Source organism: bacterium, from assembly GCA_020444325.1.
In the GTDB taxonomy this organism is placed as follows: Bacteria; Bacteroidota; Ignavibacteria; order SZUA-365; family SZUA-365; genus BM516.
The window spans coordinates 193925-218876 of record JAHLLD010000003.1 but is presented as its reverse complement, the minus strand read 5'-3'; the positions used below and the strand labels follow the sequence as shown (position 1 = coordinate 218876).

At 57.3% G+C, this 24952-nt stretch carries 21 protein-coding genes; 8 read left to right on the top strand and 13 right to left on the bottom strand.

Annotated features, from left to right (window positions below):
- Positions 1-2116: 2116 nt before the first annotated feature.
- From KQI65_05665 to KQI65_05635, 7 genes are all read right to left on the bottom strand, one after another.
- Entirely contained in the window at positions 2117-2584 is a 468-nt protein-coding gene (locus KQI65_05665; GenBank protein MCB2204218.1) for an acyl-CoA thioesterase, read from the bottom strand.
- A 90-nt stretch (positions 2585-2674) separates the two neighbouring features.
- Positions 2675-3697: an aminotransferase class I/II-fold pyridoxal phosphate-dependent enzyme gene (locus KQI65_05660; protein MCB2204217.1), complete on the bottom strand. Its 1023-nt coding sequence runs from the start codon at positions 3695-3697 to the stop codon at positions 2675-2677.
- Between the two features lie 8 nt (positions 3698-3705).
- Positions 3706-5373 (bottom strand): apolipoprotein N-acyltransferase, encoded by a 1668-nt coding sequence (gene lnt, locus KQI65_05655; GenBank protein ID MCB2204216.1) that lies wholly within the window; start codon positions 5371-5373, stop codon positions 3706-3708.
- Positions 5370-5981 (bottom strand): phosphatase PAP2 family protein, encoded by a 612-nt coding sequence (locus KQI65_05650; GenBank protein MCB2204215.1) that lies wholly within the window; start codon positions 5979-5981, stop codon positions 5370-5372. The genes lnt and KQI65_05650 overlap by 4 nt, the downstream gene beginning before the upstream one ends.
- A 21-nt stretch (positions 5982-6002) precedes the next feature.
- Complete coding sequence (locus KQI65_05645) at positions 6003-6638, bottom strand: DedA family protein (GenBank protein MCB2204214.1); 636 nt, start codon at positions 6636-6638, stop codon at positions 6003-6005.
- Between the two features lie 7 nt (positions 6639-6645).
- A complete protein-coding gene (gene ispF / locus KQI65_05640; GenBank protein MCB2204213.1) occupies positions 6646-7137 on the bottom strand; it encodes a 2-C-methyl-D-erythritol 2,4-cyclodiphosphate synthase in 492 nt (163 codons plus the stop codon).
- A gap of 37 nt (positions 7138-7174) precedes the next feature.
- Positions 7175-7447 (bottom strand): acylphosphatase, encoded by a 273-nt coding sequence (locus KQI65_05635; protein MCB2204212.1) that lies wholly within the window; start codon positions 7445-7447, stop codon positions 7175-7177.
- A 123-nt stretch (positions 7448-7570) separates the two neighbouring features.
- Between KQI65_05635 and KQI65_05630 the strand changes: the two genes are divergently transcribed.
- Both KQI65_05630 and KQI65_05625 read left to right on the top strand, forming a co-directional pair.
- Positions 7571-9166, top strand: coding sequence for a twin-arginine translocation signal domain-containing protein (locus tag KQI65_05630; protein ID MCB2204211.1), 1596 nt, complete (start codon positions 7571-7573; stop codon positions 9164-9166).
- A complete protein-coding gene (locus KQI65_05625) occupies positions 9163-10482 on the top strand; it encodes a hypothetical protein (protein MCB2204210.1) in 1320 nt (439 codons plus the stop codon). Before KQI65_05630 ends, KQI65_05625 begins: the two co-directional genes overlap by 4 nt.
- A gap of 44 nt (positions 10483-10526) precedes the next feature.
- On the opposite strand, the gene KQI65_05620 is transcribed toward KQI65_05625, so the two are convergent.
- Positions 10527-11435 carry an EamA family transporter gene (locus KQI65_05620; GenBank protein ID MCB2204209.1) on the bottom strand — a complete coding sequence of 303 codons (909 nt, stop codon included), beginning with the start codon at positions 11433-11435 and terminating at the stop codon, positions 10527-10529.
- Between the two features lie 82 nt (positions 11436-11517).
- On the opposite strand from KQI65_05620, the gene KQI65_05615 reads away from it, so the two are divergent.
- Positions 11518-11784: a hypothetical protein gene (locus KQI65_05615; protein MCB2204208.1), complete on the top strand. Its 267-nt coding sequence runs from the start codon at positions 11518-11520 to the stop codon at positions 11782-11784.
- Here KQI65_05615 and KQI65_05610 read toward each other — a convergent pair.
- From KQI65_05610 to KQI65_05600, 3 genes are read right to left on the bottom strand one after another with little or no spacing between them, the layout of a single operon-like run.
- Positions 11781-13151: a sigma-54 dependent transcriptional regulator gene (locus KQI65_05610; protein MCB2204207.1), complete on the bottom strand. Its 1371-nt coding sequence runs from the start codon at positions 13149-13151 to the stop codon at positions 11781-11783. The genes KQI65_05615 and KQI65_05610 overlap by 4 nt on opposite strands.
- Positions 13114-13950 (bottom strand): hypothetical protein, encoded by an 837-nt coding sequence (locus KQI65_05605; GenBank protein MCB2204206.1) that lies wholly within the window; start codon positions 13948-13950, stop codon positions 13114-13116. Before KQI65_05605 ends, KQI65_05610 begins: the two co-directional genes overlap by 38 nt.
- A gap of 4 nt (positions 13951-13954) precedes the next feature.
- Entirely contained in the window at positions 13955-15604 is a 1650-nt protein-coding gene (locus KQI65_05600; GenBank protein ID MCB2204205.1) for an acyl-CoA carboxylase subunit beta, read from the bottom strand.
- A 192-nt stretch (positions 15605-15796) separates the two neighbouring features.
- On the opposite strand from KQI65_05600, the gene KQI65_05595 reads away from it, so the two are divergent.
- From KQI65_05595 to KQI65_05575, 5 genes are all read left to right on the top strand, one after another.
- Positions 15797-16804 carry an ABC transporter ATP-binding protein gene (locus tag KQI65_05595; GenBank protein MCB2204204.1) on the top strand — a complete coding sequence of 336 codons (1008 nt, stop codon included), beginning with the start codon at positions 15797-15799 and terminating at the stop codon, positions 16802-16804.
- A 130-nt stretch (positions 16805-16934) separates the two neighbouring features.
- Positions 16935-19940, top strand: coding sequence for a T9SS type A sorting domain-containing protein (locus KQI65_05590; protein ID MCB2204203.1), 3006 nt, complete (start codon positions 16935-16937; stop codon positions 19938-19940).
- 114 nt (positions 19941-20054) lie between these two features.
- On the top strand, positions 20055-21062 hold the full coding sequence (locus KQI65_05585; GenBank protein MCB2204202.1) for a M28 family peptidase: 1008 nt from the start codon (positions 20055-20057) through the stop codon (positions 21060-21062).
- Complete coding sequence (gene prmA, locus KQI65_05580) at positions 21059-21898, top strand: 50S ribosomal protein L11 methyltransferase (protein ID MCB2204201.1); 840 nt, start codon at positions 21059-21061, stop codon at positions 21896-21898. Before KQI65_05585 ends, prmA begins: the two co-directional genes overlap by 4 nt.
- On the top strand, positions 21898-22836 hold the full coding sequence (locus tag KQI65_05575; protein ID MCB2204200.1) for a Ppx/GppA family phosphatase: 939 nt from the start codon (positions 21898-21900) through the stop codon (positions 22834-22836). Before prmA ends, KQI65_05575 begins: the two co-directional genes overlap by 1 nt.
- A gap of 6 nt (positions 22837-22842) precedes the next feature.
- Here KQI65_05575 and KQI65_05570 read toward each other — a convergent pair whose 3' ends face one another.
- Together KQI65_05570 and KQI65_05565 are read right to left on the bottom strand one after the other, a co-directional pair.
- The gene (locus KQI65_05570) at positions 22843-24003 is read right to left on the bottom strand and encodes a cysteine desulfurase (GenBank protein MCB2204199.1); all 1161 of its coding nucleotides are present in this window, start codon (positions 24001-24003) and stop codon (positions 22843-22845) included.
- Positions 24003-24791, bottom strand: coding sequence for a biotin--[acetyl-CoA-carboxylase] ligase (locus tag KQI65_05565; GenBank protein MCB2204198.1), 789 nt, complete (start codon positions 24789-24791; stop codon positions 24003-24005). Before KQI65_05565 ends, KQI65_05570 begins: the two co-directional genes overlap by 1 nt.
- Positions 24792-24952: the final 161 nt, after the last annotated feature.

Here is a 24952-nt window from a genome sequence, read left to right as displayed (position 1 = left end):
ATTACAAGGGCCTTCTATAATATTTGATATGTTCTCATTCGATGCAAGTCCTGTATTGATATTAACACCGCCGATACTCTTACCTGTAGCATCTATACAGCCAATCGTCCGGGCTGTCGACACTATTCGCTCAGGGATATTGTTGCCATACGTTGTCCATATGCCAGGCAGCGAATAGGTACCAGAACGCGGGTATGTTCTTCCATATAGGATTAAATCTCCATCTGCCTGTAGGAGGGAGGTTTCATACCAGAACGAACGATCAGCAAAACCATACCAGGTCGCATACTCATAATCATTTTTCACCCTCGAATACTTCGCGACATACGCTCCTACTTGTCCCGATATTTGTTCCTTGGATATTAAAGTATTACGTAACGGAACATCGTCGATACCAGCGAATCGATTTCCCATGACAAAGACAACGCTACCGTCTGTATCATCGACATGCATGTGGAAATGGTCATTTTCTGGAGCTATTAATGCATTTAGAACCGTTGAAGGATAAATGTATGTCATGTAGGACAATGAATCGAGCTGAGTGGAAACAATGCCAAAAACCGACGTGTAAGTATCGCTGCCATGTGGTTGACGAAATTCTGCGTATGGTTCGATGGCGTCATGTGTAATCGCTGCAACACTATCCCCAGCATTGACCGACACAAGACCATAAATATAGTACTCTTCATTTCTTTGATGTATTGATACGGGCTCTATTTTACCTGGTCCACCAACGTAACTTGCTAGTTCATAATGTCCATATTCATCTAGCACGAGAATTACACTCTGATAGTCATCAACACTAGCGCTTGGTGGCTCTGATCCCGGGATCGCTCGATTAATCGGGAAATTTGCTCCGCCTCTCGTAAGAGCAGACACCTTGCCTTCATGGACATCAATAGATTCACTTCCTGTCCATCCGCGGGCGCCTTGCCCCAACGGTGTAGGACCGAAGTAAGTGCTGTAAACTACCTCCTTAATACTTGTATTATATTTCACAAAAGTACTGTTCCAAGTCCCAGCGTAGAAGCTACGGGTTGAATTGACCTGTGGAAAGTCAGCATCTAGTGTTAAACCTGATATAACCAGCATGTTTCCTTCCGTCTTCACAACTCTGTCTGCCCCCAGTCTGACAAAATTCATGAACGTTGCGGCGACGGCAGGATCATATGGGAATTGTTGTACTTCATTTCCTTGCTGGAGCTCGAACTTCATCTTTTCACGCGTAATTTCATTACGACTCCGAATTCTTATAGCAGGACGGCCATTTCCAGCTGCTGTGATCTCTTTCCAACCTGGCTCCGCAGACCTTCCGAGTGCATCAATCTCAATGTCCACTCCATCCCATACATTCGCATACCGCACTCTCCCATGATTTGATACGTCCTCACGCCACTTCGTGCTGTCAGCGCAGAGATAAAAATGAGATACAGCATCTGCGGTGTCCATTGCCATAAGTCGCATGGCGTCTGAGTGATTCTTAAAGCGCAGGCGGATGATCTCCATCTCGACAGTTCCATCATCTGCGCCATTCAGGCTGAGTTCTCCCGGTAGCGTTTTTCCCGATCTCGGACGCGTGATGGCCAGGCCGTCCTTCAGAAACCAGAGCGATCCATTCTCTCCGGGAATCGCAAAGCGTACGGAATTGTCCCACTGACCTGCATTCCGAATAACCATGCATGGTATGTCGTATGGTTCTGGCTCACCCCCTCCTACTCTCATAAACGACGGCAGAATCACCAGTAGAAGGATCAATGTTGTAAATCGCATACCCCGCTCCGCTTTCAGAACACTTGTGACACCATTTTCCAGACGCAGCACCGGCTGCCTCTGTATCTATATACCTCTCGAATGCCCGTGGTGGACAAAAAAAGGTGAAATAAATCTGAAAATGCAAGGCTCCCAGAGTACATCGCTCTTCCACCTTCGTTTCACTTCGCTCAACCACGGCGGACAGGCAAAATCGAAGTTCCGGCTTTGTTTCGCTCCGCTCAACTACGCCGTGACAGGCATGATCGAATTAATCAATCCATGCAGTCAACAAACCCGGCCTCCTCCCCCTCCTCAGCGAGAATCCGTACGATCCGTGAAGATCCGCGTTCTCGTTGATTATTCTCTACCCCTCGAATACAACATTATCCCCTTCGAACGCACGGATGAGCTCACGGAGGGATTCGGGTACGCGTGTGGGTGTGTTGGTGTTTTCGTCGACGTGGACGAACACGTGCTCGCCCCTTGCGACGGGGGTACCGTCGGCTTTGACGGCGAGGTGTTCGAAGCCGATGGAGCTGTTGCCGACGGTGGTGATGCGGGTGAGGAGCTGCACCTGCTCATCGAACAGTGCGGGAGCGTAGTAGTCACAGCTGTTGCGCACGACGAAGAATTTGTTGTGCGTGACGAAGGTGCCTTCGTCCATCGGCAGACCGAGCGCGCGGATGTATTCGACGCGCGCTTCCTCGAAATAATAGAAGTACCAGATGTTGTGCACGACGTTCTGGCGGTCGACGTGGTACGAGAGGACGCGCTTGGTCATGCTGTGGCGGAATTTCGCGATGTCAGGAAGGGATTTACTGTTCGATGCCATCTATGCTCCGTTCAGGATACGTTTGCTTCGTTCAGAATGCTTTTGTGCAGATCAGTTTGCGTCGCCCGCTTCATGACCTGTATGCGCGAATCAGAATACGCGGTGGAAGATTTCGAGGGCGCGGGTGATGTCGTCGTCGTTGAGGTCGATGTGCACGACGGCGCGCAGCATGTCGCCCATGCCCATGCCGATGCGGATGCCTTCTTCGGCGAGCTTGGCCTGTGCCTCCCCTGCCCGCATCGCGGCGCCGGTGAAGTCGAGCAGCACCATGTTGCTTTGCACACGTTCGATGTCGACGGTGAAGGCATCGATATCTGCCAGTCCTTCAGCCAGCGTCCTTGCCCGCGCGTGATCGCGCGCGAGCAGCGGAAGATGATGCTCGATGGCGTACTGCGCCGCGGCGGCGAGCATGCCGGACTGACGCATGCCGCCTCCGAAAATCTTGCGGTATTTGTGGGCGCGGGCGATGAAGTCGGCGGGACCCAGCAGCATGGATCCCACGGGGGCGCCGAGTCCTTTCGAGAAACAGATGGACACCGAATCCACTACCTCACCGTACGCGCTCAGCGGCGTGCCGGTGGCGGCGTGGGCATTCCAGATGCGCGCGCCATCGAGATGCAGACGCAGGTCGCGATCAGCACAGAATTGCGACAGTGCACGCATGTCCTCGATGGGATACAGCGTTCCGCCATACCGGTTGTGTGTGTTCTCGATGCACACCAGCGAGGTACGGGGATAGTAATACTCACCCGGACGAATGGCGGCCTCAACATCCTCCAGCGCGAACACACCAAGATCGCTGCCGACGGTGTGCAGCTGAACGGCGGACATCATCGAGGGTGCCGCGGTCTCATAGTTGAAAATATGCGACTCGCGCTCGACGATGACCTCGTCGCCGGACTGCGTCCATGCCTTGATGCCGATCTGATTGCTCATCACTCCGGTGGGAACGAAGAGTCCGGCTTCCATGCCGAACAATGCCGCCATGCTTTTCTGCAGACGATTCACTGTCGGATCCTCGCCGTACACATCATCCCCCAGCGGAGCCGCGATCATGGCGGTTTTCATTTCGGGGGTGGGAATGGTGACGGTGTCGCTGCGTAAGTCGATCATCTGCGTGCTCATTTCTTGTAATACCCGGCGGTAATGGTGAAAAGGATGATGAAGCCGGCGATGACGCTGATCCCGAAGGGAAACCAGTCGCCATGCCTGGTGTAGAATGTTTGCTCACGGATGAGCGGTATTGTCCCGACGATACCCAGTCGCGTATACAGCGGTGTCGGCTGCGATACCCTGCCGTAAGGATCGATGAAGCAGGAAACGCCGTTGTTTGCGCAGCGCGCTACGGCGCGGCGGTTTTCGACGGCACGAAGGACGGTGTACTGCATGAGTTGGTAGGGACCGGATGAAGGACCGAACCAGCCGTCGTTCGTAATCACGCAGAACGCCTCGGCACCGCGCTCGGCAAAGCCCGCGACGAAAGAGGGATACAGCGTCTCGTAACAGATCATGGCCCAGACGCCGATGTCCTCTCTCTCATGCCGCATGTGAAACACCGTGGTGTCATTCCCCTGTCCCCAGTTGCTGATGCCCACGCCCCAGGTCAGCGCGTCCTGCAGAAACGGCAGCATGTCGAGATACGGGATGCGCTCACTCAGCGGTGTGAGACGGGATTTGTGATATATCTGGGGATTGACATCCCCCGGCTCCAGCAGCAACGCGGAATTGTAGTTGAGATAGTGCAGCGTTGATTCCGGTATGGGACGCGCACTGCGCGGCGTGTTTTCCGGATCGTTGAAAAACTCGGTGTGCGGGAAACCGGAAAGCAGCGGCACGCCGATGCTGTCGACGTGCTGACGCAGCCACTGCCATTCACGCTCATAGCTCGGCTGCAATACGAGGAACGGGATGGCGGTTTCGGGCATAAGGACGAGGTCGGGTTTGAAAACGGACAGCGAATCGTAAATGTGCACGAGCCCCTTCAGCTTCCCGAACGGCGTTGCGCCGTCACTCCACTTGTCGTAGGGATTGACATCCGGCTGCACGATGCCCACACGCAGTTCGCCTACGGGAGTAACCGTGTCATCAAGTACGAGGCTGGAATGCAGCTTCGGCAGTACGATGCAGAGGAGTAGCAGAACAACAGAGAAGATCATGCGCGGGGATTTCATGGTCCATGACCCCGCCAGCAGCTGCCGCGTGATGACGAAGAGTATGGCGTTGATCATCGCCACCCAGAAACTGAGTCCGAACGCTCCTGTCCATGAAATGAATTGGATGTTCTCGATGTCGTAGGTCTGCGTATTCGCCAGCAGCAGCCAGGGGAAGGACAACTCCGGCAGATGCGCCAGCCATTCCCAGGCCGTCCACAATACGGGGAATGCGCCCGCGGCCGCGAGTGTGCCCAGCCTGCGGCGCACGAAATGATACAGCAGGGCAGGAACGATGAACCACAGCGGGTAAATAAGGTTCACGGCGACCCCGGCCGCTTTCAGCCAGGGATCCTCTCCCCACCATCCGCTGATCCACCAGATCGCACCGGCGTTGCCGACGAGAAAGGTCAGATACGACCAGCGGAACACTTCCCTCCATGAACGCAAATCGTCGAGAAGGAAAAGGAAGGGCAGCAGGGCCACCAGCGCAGAGAGTCCGATCGGCACCGGGGGAAACGCCGCGGCAAAAAGCAGTCCGGACGTCACGGCGAGAATGATGCGCATGCGCCTGGGACGCGACTGCGGGGCCGGGACGGAAGCCATTTGCGTTATCTGTTCGGTGAGATCGGTACTCATGCCTGTTCCTTTCCATCGCCCCGTGCGCCGGTGCTGACTGCACCTGCGCTGCGACGCGCTTTCACGAATTGTATTCCCTTGAGGGTCTGTTCATACAGGAAAATGACTGCAAATGCAATGAGACTGCCGAGTACGGCGCCGCCGATGATGTCGGAGGGATAATGGACGCCGACATACACGCGGGAAAACGCAACGAGCGCCGCCCAGGTCAGTATGTACCATCGGGCCTTCGGCCACATGTATTGCACAATCACCGCGATGGCGAAGTTGTTCGTGGCATGCGACGAGGTGAAGGACTTTCCCGATCCGCAGCCTACGAGAAGCCGCACGTGATCGAGTACGTGACAGGGACGCAATCTTCCCACCAGCGGCTTGACCACGAAACTGCTGATCTGGTCGGCAAAGGCGACGGTGATAAGAATGAGCAGTACGGTTATCGCACCGCGCTTCTTGCCGAACACGATCAGCGCCAGCAGGACCAGGATATACGGAACGATAAAATTCCGGAGATCGGTGATGAAGGGAAAAAACCAGTCCCCCGCCGGATTGGCGATGGTTTCATTGCCAAAGCGGAAAAGCGAGACATCGATGCTGTAGAGCCAGTCAATCATGGGATCGTTTTGAGCCTCTCAAGCCGTTTCATCCGGAGTGTTGTCCGTCACGCCGTTGCGCCGCGCACGCAGCCACTTGACGAGCAGCCAGCCCAGGAAAGCGACGACAACCACGGCGGTGACAATTTTACTGTACGTCCCGAGATAGTCGCCGATCACACGCCAGTTGTCCCCCACCACATATCCTAAATACAGAAGTATGCAGTTCCACGCCAGTGCGCTCACCGCCGAGAGCAGCGTGGTTTTCGTGATATCCATTTCCGCCACACCCGTGCAGAAACTGATGACGGCCCGCGTGCCTGCGAGGAAGCGGTTGCCGACCACAACCCAGTAGCCGTAGCGCCAGAACCACTCCTGTACCTTATGCACGGATTCCACGGAGATGAAAGGAATGCGTCCCGTTTCCAACCAGCGGTCGCCGAACTTGTCGCCAATCCAGTACATGGACATGAAGCCGAGGGTGCTGCCCGCCGTGGCCAGAATTGCGGTGATCACGGCACTGCCGGTTCCTATGGCGACGAGGGAACCGGCGAAAACGACGATGATGTCGCTCGGGAATGGCGGGAAAATATTTTCGATGTAGGCAATGCCGAAGACCGCGGCGTAAATCCAGATGACATCAAGGCGGGAGAGTTCGGCAACGATTTCTTCCATCTGCGCCTCAGTGCTCCTTCGTGAGCAGAACCGTGGCCATGGCTTCGGTGCCCTCTTCCCTTCCGACGAAGCCAATGCGCTCTCCGGTCGTTGCTTTGAGGGAGACCCGGTCCTTCCCCGTGCCGAGCACTCCGGCGATGTTCTCGCGCATGGACTCCTTATACGGGAGTATTTTCGGCGATTGCAGGATGAGCGTGGCGTCTATGTTCACGACCTGCCAGCCGCGTTCAGTGATGAGATCCATGGTAGCGCGCAGCAGTTCGAGACTGGAGGCACCGCGGAAACGCTCGTCGGTGTCAGGAAAATGTTCGCCGATATCGCCCAGCGCCAGCGCGCCGAGCAGTGCGTCGCAGAGTGCGTGCAGCAGCACGTCGCCATCGGAATGCGCCACGGTGCCGCGCGGAGAAGGAATGGTGACGCCACCGAGTACAAGCGATTCACCTTCGGCAAGACGGTGCACGTCATAGCCCTGACCGACGCGAAAATCCATGCTGCTCATATGCATACCTCCTGAACGATGGCTGCTGTCGTCCTGCTCATACGCGAATCTCGAAGCTGTTATACATTTCGTCCTCGTCGAGCCAGTCCACCCGAAGGTTTCGCACATGGGCGGAGCGGGGTCCCACACGCAGCTCACGCACGAGGTCGTCGAGCTGTCCCGCCTCCCCCTGCGCAACGACAATGACGTCGCCGCTGTACTCGTTTTCCACGTATCCGCGCACTCCGAGTGTGCGGGCATGCTGAAGGACGAAGTAGCGGAAACCCACGCCCTGTACCAGTCCCGATATGCGGCAATGCATGGTTTTCATAAGGGGAAAAATACGAAAAAAAGCATAGGCCGGAAGCATTCCTTCTCAGTGGAATATGAAAGGCAAAACCTTCGATTTTCAGAACTTCCCGCGCATGTCGTATCTTCCGCATTGCAGCAGGCAATGAACTTTTTGGTACAGGCAACAGTACATCAGGGTATGGACAGAAGAGATTTTCTCAAGAGCAGCGCAGTCGTGGGAACACTCGCCACACTTCCCGCGGGAATACAGGCACGCGGCGTGAAGGACGATGGGGATATCGCGGCGAATGCGGACTGGATACAGGACGCAGTGGATGCCGCAACATCGCAGGGCGCATCCTACGCCGAAGTCCTTTCGATGCACGAGCATCGCGAAAGCATACAGCTTCGGAAAGAGGATGTGCACACGCTCAGCGACAGCAGCGAAAGCGGCTACTGTCTCCGCGTGTTCAAGGATGGCGCCTGGGGCACGGCGGTTACCGCGGCCTGGGAAGCGGGACGCGCGAAGGACCTGGCGATGCATGCCTGCAGCGCGGCGGATGCGGTTGCGGCGCAGCAGCGTCTGGACAACGATCCTGCCTCCACGCGAGGTGATCTGGGCGAACAAAGCTGGGAAACACCGGTGGAAATCGATCCTTTCAAAGTTCCGGTCGAAGAGAAAATCGCCTTCCTTCGAGAGCTGACAACCTACCCCCTCAAGATTCAGCAGATACCGTACTCGGTCGCGAATCTCTTCATGCAGGAGAGCACGCGGCTGCTCGTGAATTCTGCCGGATCCCGCCTGCGGCAGAAGCATGTGATGACCTACCCGAACTTCGCGGTGACGGCGTTTCATCAGAAGCTGCGGCGCATGGACAGCAGAAGCAGCAGCTTCGAAGCGCAGTCCGGCGGCTGGGAAATCACGAAACGGAATTTCAAAAGCGATCTCGAAACCGCGATGCAGGAAGTACTGCGCACGCAGACCGCGGAACCGGTGAAGGAAGGCAAATACCAGGTGGTGCTGCATCCCAGCGTGCTGTGGGATGTACTGTTCGAGACGCTGCTTCCGCATTTCGATCCGCGCAGCGTGATGGAGATTGACGGACGGCGTCCGGGAGACGCATGGCTCCGCGTTGCGGATATCGGCAACAAACGCATCGGTCCCGCATCCCTTCAGCTCGAGGCGGATATGACGCTGGCGGACGGACTCGCCACCGGCGGATGGGACGACAGCGGTCGTCCTGCCCTGCGCATGCCGCTGCTCACCGACGGCGTGTTCAGTCATCTGCCGTGGGATGACACCCTTCCCGCTCTCCCTGCAGGCATCGGCTTTCCCTGCACCCGCACCGCGCACTGGAGCGAACCCGCGGGTCCTTCCATGCCCAACATCATCATGCAGGAAGGAACGGACGGCGATCTCAACGACCTGATTTCAGGTGTCGATGATGGACTCTATGTCAAGGGACGCGGCAGCATCGTCACCAATCCCCAGCGCACGCTGTTCCGTCTCAAACCCCAGGCGGCCTGGATGATCAAAGGCGGTAAAACCGGGGACATGGTGCGCGGCGTGGAAATCGAAACCTCGGTGGAACAGTTCTGGAACGCCATCGTCGCGATAGGCAGCGGCAAGGAAACCATGACGGCGGGAGATCTCTTCCCCTCGCGGGCGAATCCACTGTGGTCGGCTCCCTTCTCCGTTTCCGTTCCCCCCACGCTTTTCGCGGATGTGCCCGTCTACGCAGCGAGGGAGCAGTCATGAGTATGACAAGATCCAAAGCCCAGGAATTGCTTGGCCTCGCTGTGCAGGCGAAAGACGCCGACGAGTGTTTCGCGGTGCTGCGCTCGGCCGAAGGCATGAGTCAGCCACTGGCGGACAACACACTGCGTCCCGCACAGTACAGCAGCGATGCCTCCATGCAGATCAGCGTGCGCGTCGGCAAACGGTATATGACCGTGCAGTGCAACGAACTTTCAGCGGAAGGTATCCGCTCTGCCATCTCACGCGCGGTGGCACTCGCAGCAAGCATGCCGGAGTCTCCGGAAATTTATCCCTTCCCCTCCGCCGCCGAGAGCAGTGCGGCGCCTCTCGTTGTGGACGGCTTCCGTATTGAGGACGGCATCGACAGCGCTGTGACCAGGCAGTTGCTTGATGATGTGCGCGCAAAGGACATGCGCTTCAGCGGAAGCCTGTCATCCACCCGTTCTTCTCTTGCCCTGGCCTCGAGTGCAGGACTCTTCCTGCACCAGGAATCCACCCTTCATCACAGCAGTCTGCGAGTGTATGCAAAGGATGGCTGGAGCACGGGTTTCGCGGAGACCTACCGCGGAGCACTTGATCGCGAGGCCGTGCGTTCCGCGCTCGGTGTTGCCATGCAGAAATGCGCGGCGTGGAAAGAACCCGTGCAGATTGAAGGGGGACGGCTCTCCACCGTATTCGAACCCCGTGCGCTGGCAGACATGCTGCAGCCAATGCTTTCGCAGTTTTCCGAACGCGCGATCGAACAGGATCAGAGCTTCCTGCGCCGCCTCGACGGCTCATCCTTCGTCGGTACGAAAATGTTCGACGAACGCATCACCCTGCAATCCGATCCGATGTATGCAGAGCTGCCTTCCATGCCCTTTACGGCTGAAGGACTGCCGGTCCATCCCCGCACCTGGGTGAAAAACGGTGTGATCGATTCCATCACACGCGAACGCTTTTCCAAAAAAGGCGATCCCGTGGCCTCACCCACGAACCTGATCATGCAGGGCGGTGAAACTCCTGCAGAACAGCTTATCGCTGGTATCGAAAAAGGACTGCTGGTCAGCGGCTTCGCGCAGCTCTCGATGATCGATCCGCGCAACTGTCTGCTGACGGGGTCGACGCGTGACGGACTCTTCATGATCGAGGATGGAAAAATCACGCGAGGCGTGCGCAATGTCCTCATTCGGGAAACGCCGGTGTACCTGTTCAAGGAAATCCAGGACCTCGGTCCCGTTTCCCGCTGCTCGACGACGGATGGCTACTTCCCCATGCTCCTGCCCCATATCCGCGTCAAAGACGTGCTCTACGCAGGCAGCAGCGGCGTAATCTGACAGTTTTAGGACGTATTAAAATTATTTTTTAGGGTATGTTAAAATCAGTGGGAAGCCGGTTTTCGCATTCCATACAGCTCTGAGAACAGTAATCCGCCGAACATGACGGCCGCTCCGGTGATTTCGAGGGCATTCATGGTTTCGGAGAGCATGAGGAAGGCAATGATGGCGGCGAAAACGGGTTCCATCGTGAAAATGATGGCGGCTTTCGTGGGAGTGCTTTCCCTCTGGTATTTCGACTGCACGAAAATCGCGATGGTGGACGCAAAGAAGGCGAGATAAATCACGGCTCCGGTGGAGGTAAGCGTGAGTGTCGTTTCCCCATGGGCGAAGAACGGCGCGAGGCCAAAGCCGATAATGGCCGAGGCAACGAACTGGTAAAAGACAATTTCGCGGTCGAAGCGGGCGCGGGTGAAGACGTCGAGATAGACGATGTAAAAGGCGAATACCACGGCGCAAATGAGAATGAGGATATCCCCGAAATTGAAATCCCCGCCCGATGGGGACGTGAAGAGATAGAGTCCCGCAGCCACGATGAGCACGCCAATGCCGTTGCCGAGTGAAGGACGCCGGCGTTCGATGGCGAGTTGAAGCAGCGGTGTGAACACGACCATGGTGCCGGTGAGGAACCCCGCCTTTCCGGCGGAGGTATACAGCAGTCCGACAGTCTGGAAGGCGAAACCGAGTCCGAGCATCACGCCGAGCAGGAGTCCCGCACGCAGCGATTCGGGCGTGGTTGTTTTGATATCCTTCCATGTATAGATTCCCACCATCAGGGCAGCGAGTGAAAAACGCATGCCCTGCAGCATGAGCGGCGGCAGATCCGCAAGTGCGAATTTCGTCACCGAAAATGTTGAGCCCCAGATGAGCGTAATGGAAAGTAGATACCGGTCGGCCCGTGGAAAGAAGCTTCGCTTCCCTTCGTTGCTGTCTGTATCGTTGCTGCTGTGCATGACCTGTGTGCTGTTGGCTTCGTGCGGAGAGAAAAAGGAGCATACCCTCTCGGAGGGTAATTTCAGGGAAATATACGGCGAGATGATTTACCAGTCGGAACTCTACCGCGGTGACACCCTGCGTATGCGCCGATCTTTCGATTCCCTTCTCGCAGCGCATCACACCGACACCACCGAACTGTTCGCCATGGCGCGGGAAGTGGCGACCGATCGCGAGAGTGTCGAAGAGCTGTACCGCGTCACCATCGAACGCTTCGAACGGCTGTCGACAACGGATTCAACCGCCGCCGATTCCCTCAGGCGGGTTGATTCCCTGCGTGCGCTCGGCAGGGATGCCGATCTGTTCTAGCCCTCCTTCCTTTCGAGTCCGTACTTGTTGATTTTCTTGTACAGGTGACTGCGCTGAATGCCCAGTTCGTCTGCCGTGCGGCTGACGTTCCATTCAAAGCGCTCGAGCTGTTTGCGCAGGAACATCTCTTCGGTTCTGTCCTTGAATTCCTGAAACGTGAGTTCCATCGAAAGCGTGTCGTCGAAGGCGCCGGGTCCGCCGACCACGAATCGCGCCACGTCGTCGGCGGTGATGGCTTCGGCGACCATGATCGCGAGACGTTCGACGACGTTGCGCAGCTCGCGCACGTTGCCGGACCAGGGCATGGACTGCAGACGCGTAACCGCATCCTCTGTGATCGTGCGCTGCGGCAGCTTGTTTTTCCTGCAGGTTTCGGTGAGGAAAAAACGAATGAGGTCGGAGATATCGTCGCGCCGTTCGCGCAGAGGCGGGACATGAATCGGGATGACGTTGAGACGGTGGTAAAGATCTTCGCGGAAATTGCCGTCCTTGATTTCCTGCTTGAGATCTTTGTTCGTTGCGGCGATAACGCGCACGTCGACGCTGATACGCTTGTTGCCGCCCACGCGCTCGAAGGCGCCTTCTTCAAGGACGCGGAGAACCTTGGCCTGTGCGGACGTACTCATGTCGCCGATCTCATCGAGCAGAAGCGTGCCGCCATCGGCCTGCTCGAACTTCCCGATACGCTGTCCCGTCGCCCCGGTAAACGCCCCTTTTTCATGTCCGAAAAGTTCGGATTCAATCAGCTCCTGCGGAATGGCCGCGCAGTTGACCTCCACCATCTCGCGGTCCGCCCGCGTGCTTTGCCGGTGCAATGCGCGGGCCACGAGTTCCTTGCCCGTCCCGTTTTCACCGGTGATAAGCACATAGGCTTCCGTCGGCGCCACGCGCGCGATGGTGTCTTTCAGCGCCTTCATGGCCGGCGTGCTCCCGACCATGACGTCAGCGCCTTCGATTTCTTCGCGCATGCGTAGGTTTTCGCGCAGAAGGGACGTCTGCCTGAGCGCATTCCGCAGCGTGATGAGAATTTTCTCCCTGTCCGGCGGCTTGGTCAGAAAATCGAATGCGCCTTTTTTCGTCGCCTCGACCGCCGTTTCAATGCTGCCGTGTCCCGTGAGCAGAATGACAGGGATATGCGCATGAGAGCTTTTCAGGCGTTCGAGTGTTTCCATGCCGTCGAGACCGGACATTTTGACGTCGAGAATGACGGCGTCGGGACGAATGGCATCAATCTCTTTCAGGGCCCGGATGCCGCTGTCGACATCGGCGACGTCGAAGCCTTCATATTCAAGAGTCATGCGCAGCATATCGCGAATGCTGCGTTCATCGTCAACGAGAAGAATTTTCGGATTCGGCGCAGTGCTCATGGTGTTGCAGTCCGCGTTTGAGTATGTCTGATGGATGTATATTCTGCTGCCGCTGCAGCGCGATGGCGAAGCAGACGCCCAGGCGATTGACAGCGATGTCGCGCGGGTCGCGGGAGCCTTCAAGCTTGAACACTGCCTCACTGAGTTCGAGCAATTCCCCCGCCGCCTCGGCGATCATCGGCTGCCGCGTCGCAAGCTGCAGCCAGGCGCTGCCGAAAAAGTGCGGCACCTTGTCGCGATCGAGTCCGCGCGGCGAATCCTCGAACAGCTTTCCCGGGAGATTCTTCATGCGCTGATCGAACACCGCACGGCTTTCCGTTGATACCGGCACGGTGATGCCGATGTCGAGCAGCGGAATGCGCGCAGGAAACGTGTGATACGGCAGCGTCGCCCAGGCGCAGGCCAGAATGGCGCGCGCGGCATCGCCCTCGGCAAGATACACAGCGTGATCGTAAATCTCATCCGTCCTACGCAGATCCCCTTCCCTCGTCCTGTCCCCGGGTGCTGGCAGCTCCGCAATCCATGCCCTGAGATCGTAAATCAGATTCAATTCCTGCGGGAATATGAAATGCCGCAGCAGCAGCCAGAGCGAGGTGAAAAAACCTTCGTCTTCATCTCTGTCTTCCCCTCCTGCGCAGTGGAGCATTGCAGCTTGCTTCAGGTGATCAGCTGCATGCAATGCCGTGTCTCTCGGCTGTATATGGGCATGCAGGGGAGTTGCGGAAAGCAGCAGCGCGGCAAGAGCCGGCAGCAGCAATTTCCGGGCGAATATGGTTATGCGGCGATGGGTGTGGGACATGCACTCATGTCTGGATGACGCCGGGATTGAATTGCGGGATGTCAGGATTGTTTTCCGCTGCGGCGAGACAGGAGGAAATCACATCGCGCGTGTCCGCAGGATCGATGATGCCGTCTACCCACAAACGGGCGGCGCCGTAGTAGGGACTCATCTGACTGTCGTAGCGATCCTGAATCGTCTTGAGCAGTTCCTCCTGTTCCTCCTTTGTGATTTCCTTTCCCTCGCGCTTCAGCTGGGAGAGACGGATTTCGAGCAGCGTCTTGCTCGCCTGCGCTCCGCCCATGACGGCGATCTGCGCCGACGGCCAGGCAAAGATGAAACGCGGGTCGTAGGCCTTTCCGCACATGGCGTAATTTCCGGCGCCGTATGAATTGCCGGTGATGATGGTGATTTTCGGCACCGTGCTGTTCGCCACGGCATTGACCATTTTCGCACCGTCCTTGATAATGCCGCCGTGTTCTGCGCGGCTGCCGATCATGAAGCCGGTAACATCCTGCAGGAAGACGAGGGGGATTTTCTTCTGATTGCAGTTCAGGATAAAGCGCGTGGCCTTGTCCGCGCTGTCGCTGTAAATCACACCCCCGATCTGCATTTCTCCCTTGCCATCCTTGACGATGCTGCGCTGGTTCGCCACGATGCCCACGGCCCAGCCGTCAATGCGCGCGTATGCGCAAACGATGGAGCGGCCGTAGTCGGCTTTGTATTCAACGAATTCGTGGTCGTCGACCAGGCAGGTAAGCAGCGCGTGAACGTCGTAGGGACGAGAGCGGTCTTTCGGCATGATGCCGTAGACGTCCGTAATCGGACGTGCGGGATCGACCGCGTCGATACGGTTGAAGCCGGCATGTCCCCTGTCGCCGAGTTTCGACACCAGGTCGCGGATGGTTTTCAGCGCCGTGGCGTCATCGGGCATGCGGTAGTCGGTGACGCCGCTCAGCTCGCTGTGTACCCGGGCACCGCCCAGTTCCTCATTCTGTATCACTTCCCCGATGGCCGATTTCACGAGATGCGATCCGGCGAGGAACACCGTGCCCGTTCCTTCAACAATCAGCGCCTCGTCGCTCATGATGGGCAGGTAGGCGCCGCCGGCCACGCAGAAGCCCATGATGGCTGCGATCTGCGGGATGCCCATGGAGGACATGATGGCGTTGTTGCGGAAAATCCTTCCGAAATGCTCTTTGTCGGGAAAAATCTCATCCTGCATCGGCAGGAACACGCCGGCCGAATCGACGAGATAAATGATGGGCAGACGATTCTCCATCGCGATTTCCTGTGCGCGGAGATTTTTCTTCGCCGTGATCGGAAACCATGCTCCGGCCTTCACGGTCGCGTCGTTAGCGACGATGACGCAGTCGCGTCCATGCACGCGTCCAATGCCGAACACCGTTCCCGCTGAAGGCGCACCGCCGTATTCCTCGTACATCTCCCATGCCGTGAACAGTCCTATCTCGAGGAAATGGCTGTCCTCATCGAGCAGTGCATCGATGCGCTCGCGAGCGGTCATCTTTCCGCGATCGTGATGCCGCGCAACGGATTTCTCCCCTCCGCCTGCCTGCACCTGTTTTTCACGGGCATGCAGAATACGGATGAGGTTTTTCATGGCGTCTTCGTTTACCAGAAATGCGTCGTCGCGGGATGGGGCTTGCTGCTTCATGTCGGCCTGAGATATGTGTACGTCGTAGGTGATGAAGATATAACACGCGCATGCAGTTCACAAACAGGAGGTTGGAGAGTCTGCAGAAGGCAAATCCGCATTCCCGCCGGGCGGCTAAAACGGTTGAACCGTGCCTGCGCGCGCAGTATTTTGGCGTAAGAGGGTTTCCCCACCATCAGGCAATGCCGTCGCATGCAGAAATCCACCATTCTCGATGTCCGCAATCTCTGCACCGTTTTCGAAACGGATGAGGGAATCGCGCGCGCAGTGGACGGCGTATCGTTTTCCCTCGAGCGCGGTGAGACACTCGGCCTCGTCGGGGAATCGGGCTGCGGGAAAAGTGTGACCGCGATGTCCATCATGCGACTGATACGCAAGCCCGGACGCATCGCATCGGGGGAAGTGCTGTTTCACGGACAGAATCTGCTCGATCTGACGGAGCGTGAGATGCGTGCGATGCGGGGCAATGAAATCGGGATGGTGTTCCAGGAAGCCATGACCTCGCTCAACCCGGTGTTCACGATCGGGGATCAGATGACCGAGGTGCTGCTCTATCATTCGGAAAACAACTGGTCGGAAGCCTACGAGAAATCGCTCGACATGCTCGACCGAGTCGGTATTCCCGATCCGGAGAGCGTGATGACCGTGTACCCGCATCAGCTTTCGGGTGGAATGCGGCAGCGTGCGCTTATTGCCATGGGACTCGTGGCGCGTCCCTCAGTGCTCATTCTCGACGAACCTACCACTGCCATTGATGTCACCGTGCAGGCGCAGGTGCTAAAGCTGATCAACGATCTGAAGCTGGAATTCGGTATGACCGTGCTGCTGATCAGTCATGATCTGGGTGTGGTGGCGGAGGTCTGCGACCGTGTCGCCATCATGTATGCCTCGCATATTGTGGAATGCGGCAGTGTCCACGACATCTTTCAGCGTCCCCTGCATCCCTATACGGTCGGACTCCTCTCCTCCATTCCCTCTTTCCATGCGCGTAAGGACCGGTTGACGATTATTCCCGGGCAGGTTCCGCGTCCCACACATTATCCCCCGGGCTGCAATTTTCAGTCCCGCTGCGAATACGCGACCGAAAACTGCGTTCTGCACGAACCGGATCGTCTCCCGGTAGATGCGCATCATACGGTAGCATGCTGGAACTGGAAGGAAGTTGCGCTTCCCGCGGATGTTCGCCGTCCCGAACTTTAAGTATTCCTGCCGAAACAGTCCCGAATCCGGGTTTTTCCCTTGATCCTGTAACTATTTCCAGCTATTCTATGTCAATGTATTGATTTGCATCTCGCAAACGGCTCACGATCCCCACATCTTCGAGGATACTATGCAAAGATTTCTAGTGATGCTGCTTTTCGTCATCGCTGCGCTTCCCGTCGCGAACGCGCAGTACATGCACAGTGACGAAGGCATCGCCGTCCCACTTCCCGAAGAGCGTTACGTGCTCACGCAGAATGAACTGCAGGCGAGTATGTCGCTATCCAAGGCGCACAACGCTTTTCAGCAATTCGTCTACAAGAATACGAGCTGGAATTTCCGCTATGACGCTCTGCGGAACACACCGCATCGCGCATGGGGTTCCGGCATTCAGATCGACGGCTTTCGCAATATCAACCTGCTGAACGCCCCGCAGGCGGGAAAAGCCTTCATCGAGGCGCACGCAGCCATGCTCAACGTGCGTCCCTCCGAGCTGCGCATGCTGTACAGCGAGATCGTGAGTGGAAAAGCCTATCAGAAATACGTTCAGGTATACAACGGTATCGACGTGCTTCATTCGTACGTCGACCTGCGTATCAGTCCAGAGGGTCGCGTGTTCATGTTCGGGTCTGATTTCAATCCCTCCATCGACGTCGACACCAATCCCACCGTCAGTCTGGCAGCTGCCCGCGAGTTTGCGAAAGTCGGACTCCCCTACAGCGCTTCCAACGACAACATCGAAGGCGGAACACTCTACGTCCTTCCCGTCCGTTACGCCAACTATATCAAGTATCGCCTGGTGTATAATTTCCAGGTGCAGAACGGTCCGGAAGAACGCTGGGACATGTACGTGGATGCACATGATGGCAGCATCGCGTGGCGCTACGACATGATCACGCATCTGCACGGCGGCGAAGGTCCCAATGCCAGCGCCAATGTGGTCAACGGACGCGTACTCGCGAAAGTCTACAACCTTTCCTACACCGAAGAAGCGCAGACCCTGCCGCTTGCCAACGCATACGTCTGGGTGGCCGGTACGATGTACACTACTGACGATCAGGGACGCTTTACGGCCGATCTCGGCAGCAATACGACGGGACAGCTGATTGCGCGTCTGAGTGGTCCCCACGTGCTCGTACACCGCGACGACACGACACGCGGCGGCGGAGCACCTGCAAATGCGTATATCAGTGAGACCGTGGCTGCGGGACAGAATCTCGATATCGTGTTCGACGATGAAAATTCCATCGCCTCCGAGCGTAACACGTTTTATCACATGAATCTGGTCCGCGACTGGTCCCGCGCCCTCGACAGCTCGCCCAACAACAGCAAGCTCGACGACCAGATTCCCGGACTTGTAGAAATCGACAATACCTGCAACGCGTTTTTTGACGGTACGGGTGTGAATTTCTTCCAGTCCAGTCTCCAGTGCGGCAACACCGGCCAGATCGCCTCTGTCATCCATCATGAGATGGGGCATGGCATTCACATCTGGCTGACGGCAAAGCTCACCGGCCGCGCTCCCTCGAACGGTGCGCTCAAGGAAGCCATCGCCGACATGACCTCGAATTTCCTGGCCGACGATCCGCGCATCGGCGTGGGCTTCATGAAGGGTGGCGCCAATGGCGGCATCATCCGCAACTCCGACAACACCCTGCGCTACCCCGACGACGTGGTCAACGAGATTCACGACGACGGTATGATTCTGACCGGCGCGGTATGGGATGTGCGTGAAGCCATCGGACTGCAGCGCGCCACGCGCCTGTATCACGACGCCATGTACGGTGCACCCGATGCAAATTCGCTGGGTGTGGCACTGGCGGATTATTTCGTGGAATTCCTCGCCGCGGATGATGATGACGGCGATCTCTCCAACGGCACGCCCAACAGTGAGGCCATCATCGAAGCTTTCGCGGCGCATGGCATCCCCGGATCAGCCATCACCATCGTGCACGCCGGCATGGAAGATCAGCATACCACGAGCGGCACGTATCAGATCACGGGTGTCGCGCGTGTGGGATCCGAGATCAATCCCGATCTCATGCATATCGAACGCGTCGACATTGTGTATTCGACCGACAACTGGCAGAACAACGCCCGTTTCACCTGCAACTACGATCCGGGCAGCGAAACCTTCACCGGTGAATTCCCGGCACAGAAAGCGGGAACGATTGTGCGCTATTACGTCGAAGCCTTTGACAACTTCGGCAGCAGCCTTCACGAGCCCATGAAAGCACCGGAATCGAGTTATCTCTTCCTTGTCGGTTTCGAGCGTAAATACTTCAATGACGCGGAAAGCGCGGATGGCTGGTCGGTGCTCTCCGACGCCACCACCGGTGAGTGGATCAACGCGGATCCGGTCGGAACGTGGAACACACAACTCGGCAACGAAGGCGATGTGCCTTACGTGCAGCCGGATGAGGACCACACTCCTGGCGCCGGCATGGATAAATGCTGGGTGACCGGCAATGCGTCAAAGGGTTCCGGACTCGGTACCAATGATGTTGACGACGGTGAAACCTACCTTACGACGCGCTCCTACGACGTCACCAACATGGTGCATCCCGTGCTGCGTTATTACCGCTGGTACTCGAACGACGCCGGTGCAACACCGGGAACGGATTACTGGTCGGTACAGATTTCGTCCGACGGCGGACGCAATTACGAGTATCTCGAGCGTACGCTTGAGTCGGATGCCTCCTGGAAGGCCAAGGTATTCGAACTCGAGGATATGGTGGACCTCACCGACAAGATCGTCGTGAAATTCACCGCGGCCGATAACGAGCCCGGATCGCTGGTCGAAGCTGCCGTTGATGATTTCGAAATTCTCGATATCAACGCGGCACTCGACGTCGACGACGCCCTTGCACCGGTTTCGCTCGCGCTCGGGCAGAACTATCCCAATCCCTTCAATCCCACGACCAGTATCACCTATACGCTTCCGACGACGGGAGAAATGACGCTCACCGTCTACAACGCGCTGGGCGACGTCGTACGCGTACTGGAAAGCGGCGTGCAGAGTGCCGGAACGCATACGGTTGCTTTCGACGCGGGCAAGCTGTCGTCGGGACTGTACATGTACGAACTGCGCAGCGGCGGAAGCCGTCTGACGCGCAAAATGATGCTGCTCGAATAAGTCCAGCCTATCATCGGTTTACGACAGAGGGTCCCACAACACGGGACCCTCTGTTTTTTGTATCAAATCCCGGCGCTTTGTTTCCGCGCCGGGGGTTCACTAGTTTTGGAGATGATGAAAATCCGCAGGATATCCACGGTCTGTCTCATGGCACTGGCGTTCGTCTTCGCTGTCTCCTGCGGAGACGCCCCGCGAACAAATAATGAAGGACAACAGCAATTGTTCTCCCCTCCCGCAGCATACCCGTCGTTTTCAGGCGCGCGCGCATTCGAACTGCTCGAACGGCAGGTTGCGTTCGGTCCTCGTGTCCCTGGCAGTGACGCACACGATGCCTGTCTTGCATATTTCGTCTCCTTCTTCGATTCCCTCGGCATTCCCACACAGGAACAGTATTTCACGCTGCGCGGCTATGACAACGAGAAGCTGGAGCTGACCAATGTCATTGCCAGTCTTCAGCCTGAAAATCCCTCCCGCGTCCTTCTCTGTGCGCACTGGGATTCTCGTCCCTGGGCTGACGCCGAAAACGACCCTGACCGCGCACTGAAGGCCGTGCCGGGCGCCAACGACGGTGCAAGCGGTGTTGCCGTGCTGCTGCATCTCGCGGAGGTACTTCGCGAGCACCCGGCCCCTGTTGGAGTGGATATCATTCTCTTCGATGGAGAGGATTACGGACGCGAAGGCGACGAGAGCATGTTCCTGATCGGCTCCCGCTATTACGCAGCCACATACGAAGGAAAAGCGCGCACGCTCTTCGGCGTGCTTCTCGATCTCGTCGGCGACAGGGATGCACGTTTCCCGCAGGAGGAGTTTTCGAGGCAGTACGCAGGCGACATTCTGAAAATGGTCTGGGATGCTGCCGCGACGCTCGGACTCAGCCGCTTTACGCAGGAGGAGCATTCCCCTATTCTCGATGACCACGTACCGCTGAACACCGTTGCGGGAATCAAGACGGTAGACATCATCGACGCTTCTCTCGTGGGACACGATACATCCTCTCCCCGCCGGCAGTACTGGCACACGACGCGCGATCTTCCGGATCAATGCGCTCCGCAACCGCTGCAGGATGTCGGCACCCTGCTTCTTTACATACTCCATGGCATTCAACAGGCACCGAACACATGACAGACATCGTTTTCATACGCGCCCGCTTTTCCCGCAGTACACGTGACGAAGAGTTGCAGGCCATGCTTATCGCCCGCGAACCTCTCGGTTTTCTCGAAGACGATGACTGGTGGGAAGTGTATTTCCGGGAAGAAGACTGGCAGGAAATTTCTGAGGAACTGCTGAATTCGTTCAACGACGAGGAGAAAGCCATCGCGCCGGAAATCTCCCGCATGAAGCAGGAGAACTGGAACAAGCAGTGGGAAGAGAGTATTCGTCCCATCAGCATCACAGACCACATCATCATTACTCCCTCCTGGCATGAGGTGGAAGCGAAGGCGGACGAACTGGTTCTCGTCATCGATCCGAAAATGTCTTTCGGCACCGGATACCATGAGAGCACACGGCTGATGCTGCGACTCATCGAGCGCTATCTGAAAGAGAACGACAACGTGCTCGATGTCGGCACCGGCACGGGCGTGCTGGCCATCGCCGCCATCCGTCTCGGCGCCGCAAAGGCTGTCGGTGTAGACATCGATGAATGGTCTTACGACAACGCGATGGAGAACGCCGAGCGCAATGATGTGCAGCAGCACATCCGCTTCCATCACGGATCACTCGAAGAGGCGGAAGGCCGATATGACCTCATCCTCTCCAACATCACGCGCATCGACAACATGCAGCTGCTTCCGCGTTACGCGGAAATGCTGCGTGGCGGAGGAAGGCTGCTGCTCGCCGGTTTCTACGAATCGGACGTGGCCGATCTGCGCCTGGCGATTGAGCATGTGGGACTCGTGGTGGATGAAGTGCTGCTCGAAGGTGAATGGGCATCCATCGCCGCGCGGAGGGAGGCCTGATGCGTATCGCCACGATTGACATCGGAACGAACACCATCCTTCTCCTGGTCGCCGACATCGGCACCGACGGCAGTCTGACGCCCATCCTCGACGAGCAGGTGGTCGCGCGTGTGGGCAAAGGCGTCGATAAAAGCGGTGCCATCGCATGGGATGCGTTTACACGCAGCGAGAAGTACCTGGCCTCGTTCGTGGAGCGCGCGAAGGAGCATGGTGCGGAGCTGATACGTGCGACGGGGACGAGTGCACTGCGGGACGCCCATAACGGCGATGACTACCTCGATTACATGCATGAGAAACTCGGACTTGAGATTGAGATACTCAGCGGCGAGGATGAGGCGCTGTGGACGTACGGCGGCGCCATCTCCGGTTTCCCCGATCGCAGCGGCAGCTTTGCCGTGCTCGACATCGGCGGCGGCAGCACCGAGCTGACCGTTGGCGAGGGGTTCCATATCCTGGACAGAAAGAGTGTGGATATCGGCTGTGTGCGTCTCACCGAGAAATATCTGCATCACACGCCTCCGACGGACGAAGAGATTGCGGCGATGACAGCGCGCATCGACGAAGCGATAGAAAGCTATCCGAGCTTTTCCGCCGGGGAGACGCATTTCGTCGGCGTCGCAGGAACGGTAACCACGCTTGCCGGAGTGGAACTGGGGTTGAAGGAGTATGACGGTGCCGCGATTTCCGGCTTCCGCCTCACGCGTGCAATGATTCAGCAGCGCTTCGATGAATTCCGCAAACTGACGCGCGACGAACTGCAGCATGCCATGCATATCGATCCGGGCCGTGCCGATATCATTCTCGTCGGCATCGGCATTCTCAAACGGCTTACCGAAAAACGCGACCTCGACGGTATCACGGTATCAGAACGTGGGCTGCGTTATGGCATCGCGATGCGGGAATGGGAACGCGGTTTCGAAAATTCCAGCCATTCCTGAGGGATCTCAGGATTTCAGCATTCCCTCGAGCACGCCGAGGATGCGGCTGCAGCCTTCCTCCACCTCTTCCCTTGTCGTCGTGGCGCCGAATGACATGCGCAGCGTGGCAGCCCCGGTTGCTTCATCGTGTCCCACCGCTCGCATGACATGCGATGCCTCGATGCTCCCTGCCGTACAGGCGGATCCTCCGCTCACCGAAACTCCTGCCAGATCACAGTTCATGAGCAGTGCCGCACCGTCCACTTCGTATGATGAAGACGGGAAAGACACGCTCAGAATATTCGGCAGCATGTCGTACTCCGAGGATGCGTTGACGATGAGATCGGGCCACTGTTCGAGCAGGCGGCCACGCAGCAGCGCATGAAATTCCTTCCAGCGTTCCAATCGCTCTTCCCTGTGCAGGAGAGCAAGCCGTGCCGCCTCTCCGAAGCCCACGATGCCTGCCACGTTCTCGGTTCCTCCCCGCCGACCGCGTTCCTGTCCCCCACCCACCATGAAGGCCGGGGCATCCAATCCGCTGCGCACATAAAGGGCGCCGGTGCCTTTCGGACCGTGAATCTTATGTGCGGACATGGACGCAAAATCCACTTCGGCCTCATGGATGGCGATATCCAGCTTGCCTGCGCTCTGCACGGTGTCAGAATGAAACAGCACATCATGCTCATGCAACCTGCGTCCTACCTCAGCCAGGGGCAGGATACCGCCTGTCTCATTATTGACATGCATCAGTGTGCAAAGAATCGTTGACGGTTTGACAGACGCATCGAGCATGTCGACACGCGGCACTGCCCCGCCGTCCACGCCCAGCTGATCGATCACTACGCCCTGCTTTGCAAGCAGATCGAGTGGCATGTGAACTGCATGATGTTCGGCGGGAGAAGAGATGATATGGCAGCCGTTGAGTGTGTCCTGCTGCTCCATGACCATATGCAGCGCACTGTTGTCGCTTTCGGTTCCGCCCGCGGTGAAAACGATTTCACGGGGATCCGCCCCGATCATGCGCGCAACATGTTCGCGCGCCTTTTCGACAGCGACCCGCGCCGTGCGTCCATCAGCATGCGTGCTGGAGGGATTGCCGTGCTGTTCACGCAGCCATGGAAGCATGGCGTCAACGACTTCCGGGAGGAGTCCGGTGGTTGCAGCATTGTCGAGATAAATCCGCTTCATTATTCCTCCGTTTCCTTGCCTGTGTGCAGACTGACATCACCCGCATAGACTTCCTCATGCTCCCCCTTCTCGTTCAATACGATGAGCGCCCCTGACGGAGCGAGACCGATTGCACGGACATCCCTGTCCGCACCATCCTGATGAAGCACGATATCAGCTGGCAGCATATGCTGCGCATGCGTTTTCCATTCCTCGATGACGAAGGACGACCCTTCGTTCTGCCAGCGATCATACAGTGCGCCGAGTTCCATGGAAACTGCCTGCAGTACTTCGCCGGTTTCCGTCAGCTGTCCGCGTTCGAGTAGCAATGACGTCGGAGGGTACCGGTATGAGCCAGGAAATTCGCGCTGCAGGACATTGATACCGATACCTGCGACGGCCCATGGCTGATTGCCGAGCATGCCTGACTCGACAAGAATCCCACAGATTTTTTTTCCATCCACGAGTACATCATTCGGCCATTTCAGCTGGACGCCCCCCGGGAGGAGCGGCGACAGCGCTCTCTGAACAGCGAGTCCGGCGAGCAGCGGGAGTCCGCCCCATTCCTCAGGCGCACGCCGGGGATAGAGGATATAACTGGCAAGGACGCTTTGTCCCGCCATGTCTTCCCATTGCCTGTCAAATCGTCCCCTGCCGGACGTCTGATGATCAGCGGTGATCACGGTTCCTTCCACACAGCCTGCACGGTGCACGTCGGCAGCGTCAGGCTTCAGGCCTTCGCGGATGCGCCGCTTTGCTTCAGCGTTGGTTGAATCCGTGCTCTCGAAATGGATGCGGGTAATATTCATACCGGGAATTCCTTCGTTATGTAAGCTAAAACTACGCATCTCCGTGCTTCCGCGGCAACTGTCAGCGAAAAAAGCGCCGGAGCCACGGAAATCCTCCCCAATTCACGTAGAAGCGCCGTTTCCACCTTGATTTTTACGCCGGAAAAAGAGTAGCTTTCACC

Excerpts from the sequence above, each read along its gene's own strand:
- KQI65_05665 (MCB2204218.1), bottom strand. The coding sequence starts at position 2,584 with ATGGCATCGAACAGTAAATCCCTTCCTGACATCGCGAAATTCCGCCAC.
- KQI65_05660 (MCB2204217.1), bottom strand. The coding sequence starts at position 3,697 with ATGATCGACTTACGCAGCGACACCGTCACCATTCCCACCCCCGAAATG.
- lnt (MCB2204216.1), bottom strand. The coding sequence starts at position 5,373 with ATGAGTACCGATCTCACCGAACAGATAACGCAAATGGCTTCCGTCCCG.
- KQI65_05645 (MCB2204214.1), bottom strand. The coding sequence starts at position 6,638 with ATGGAAGAAATCGTTGCCGAACTCTCCCGCCTTGATGTCATCTGGATT.
- ispF (MCB2204213.1), bottom strand. The coding sequence starts at position 7,137 with ATGAGCAGCATGGATTTTCGCGTCGGTCAGGGCTATGACGTGCACCGT.
- KQI65_05635 (MCB2204212.1), bottom strand. The coding sequence starts at position 7,447 with ATGAAAACCATGCATTGCCGCATATCGGGACTGGTACAGGGCGTGGGT.
- KQI65_05630 (MCB2204211.1), top strand. The coding sequence starts at position 7,571 with ATGAACTTTTTGGTACAGGCAACAGTACATCAGGGTATGGACAGAAGA.
- KQI65_05625 (MCB2204210.1), top strand. The coding sequence starts at position 9,163 with ATGAGTATGACAAGATCCAAAGCCCAGGAATTGCTTGGCCTCGCTGTG.
- KQI65_05620 (MCB2204209.1), bottom strand. The coding sequence starts at position 11,435 with ATGCACAGCAGCAACGATACAGACAGCAACGAAGGGAAGCGAAGCTTC.
- KQI65_05615 (MCB2204208.1), top strand. The coding sequence starts at position 11,518 with ATGATTTACCAGTCGGAACTCTACCGCGGTGACACCCTGCGTATGCGC.
- KQI65_05610 (MCB2204207.1), bottom strand. The coding sequence starts at position 13,151 with ATGAGCACTGCGCCGAATCCGAAAATTCTTCTCGTTGACGATGAACGC.
- KQI65_05605 (MCB2204206.1), bottom strand. The coding sequence starts at position 13,950 with ATGTCCCACACCCATCGCCGCATAACCATATTCGCCCGGAAATTGCTG.
- KQI65_05600 (MCB2204205.1), bottom strand. The coding sequence starts at position 15,604 with ATGAAGCAGCAAGCCCCATCCCGCGACGACGCATTTCTGGTAAACGAA.
- KQI65_05595 (MCB2204204.1), top strand. The coding sequence starts at position 15,797 with ATGCAGAAATCCACCATTCTCGATGTCCGCAATCTCTGCACCGTTTTC.
- KQI65_05590 (MCB2204203.1), top strand. The coding sequence starts at position 16,935 with ATGCAAAGATTTCTAGTGATGCTGCTTTTCGTCATCGCTGCGCTTCCC.
- KQI65_05585 (MCB2204202.1), top strand. The coding sequence starts at position 20,055 with ATGAAAATCCGCAGGATATCCACGGTCTGTCTCATGGCACTGGCGTTC.
- prmA (MCB2204201.1), top strand. The coding sequence starts at position 21,059 with ATGACAGACATCGTTTTCATACGCGCCCGCTTTTCCCGCAGTACACGT.
- KQI65_05575 (MCB2204200.1), top strand. The coding sequence starts at position 21,898 with ATGCGTATCGCCACGATTGACATCGGAACGAACACCATCCTTCTCCTG.
- KQI65_05570 (MCB2204199.1), bottom strand. The coding sequence starts at position 24,003 with ATGAAGCGGATTTATCTCGACAATGCTGCAACCACCGGACTCCTCCCG.
- KQI65_05565 (MCB2204198.1), bottom strand. The coding sequence starts at position 24,791 with ATGAATATTACCCGCATCCATTTCGAGAGCACGGATTCAACCAACGCT.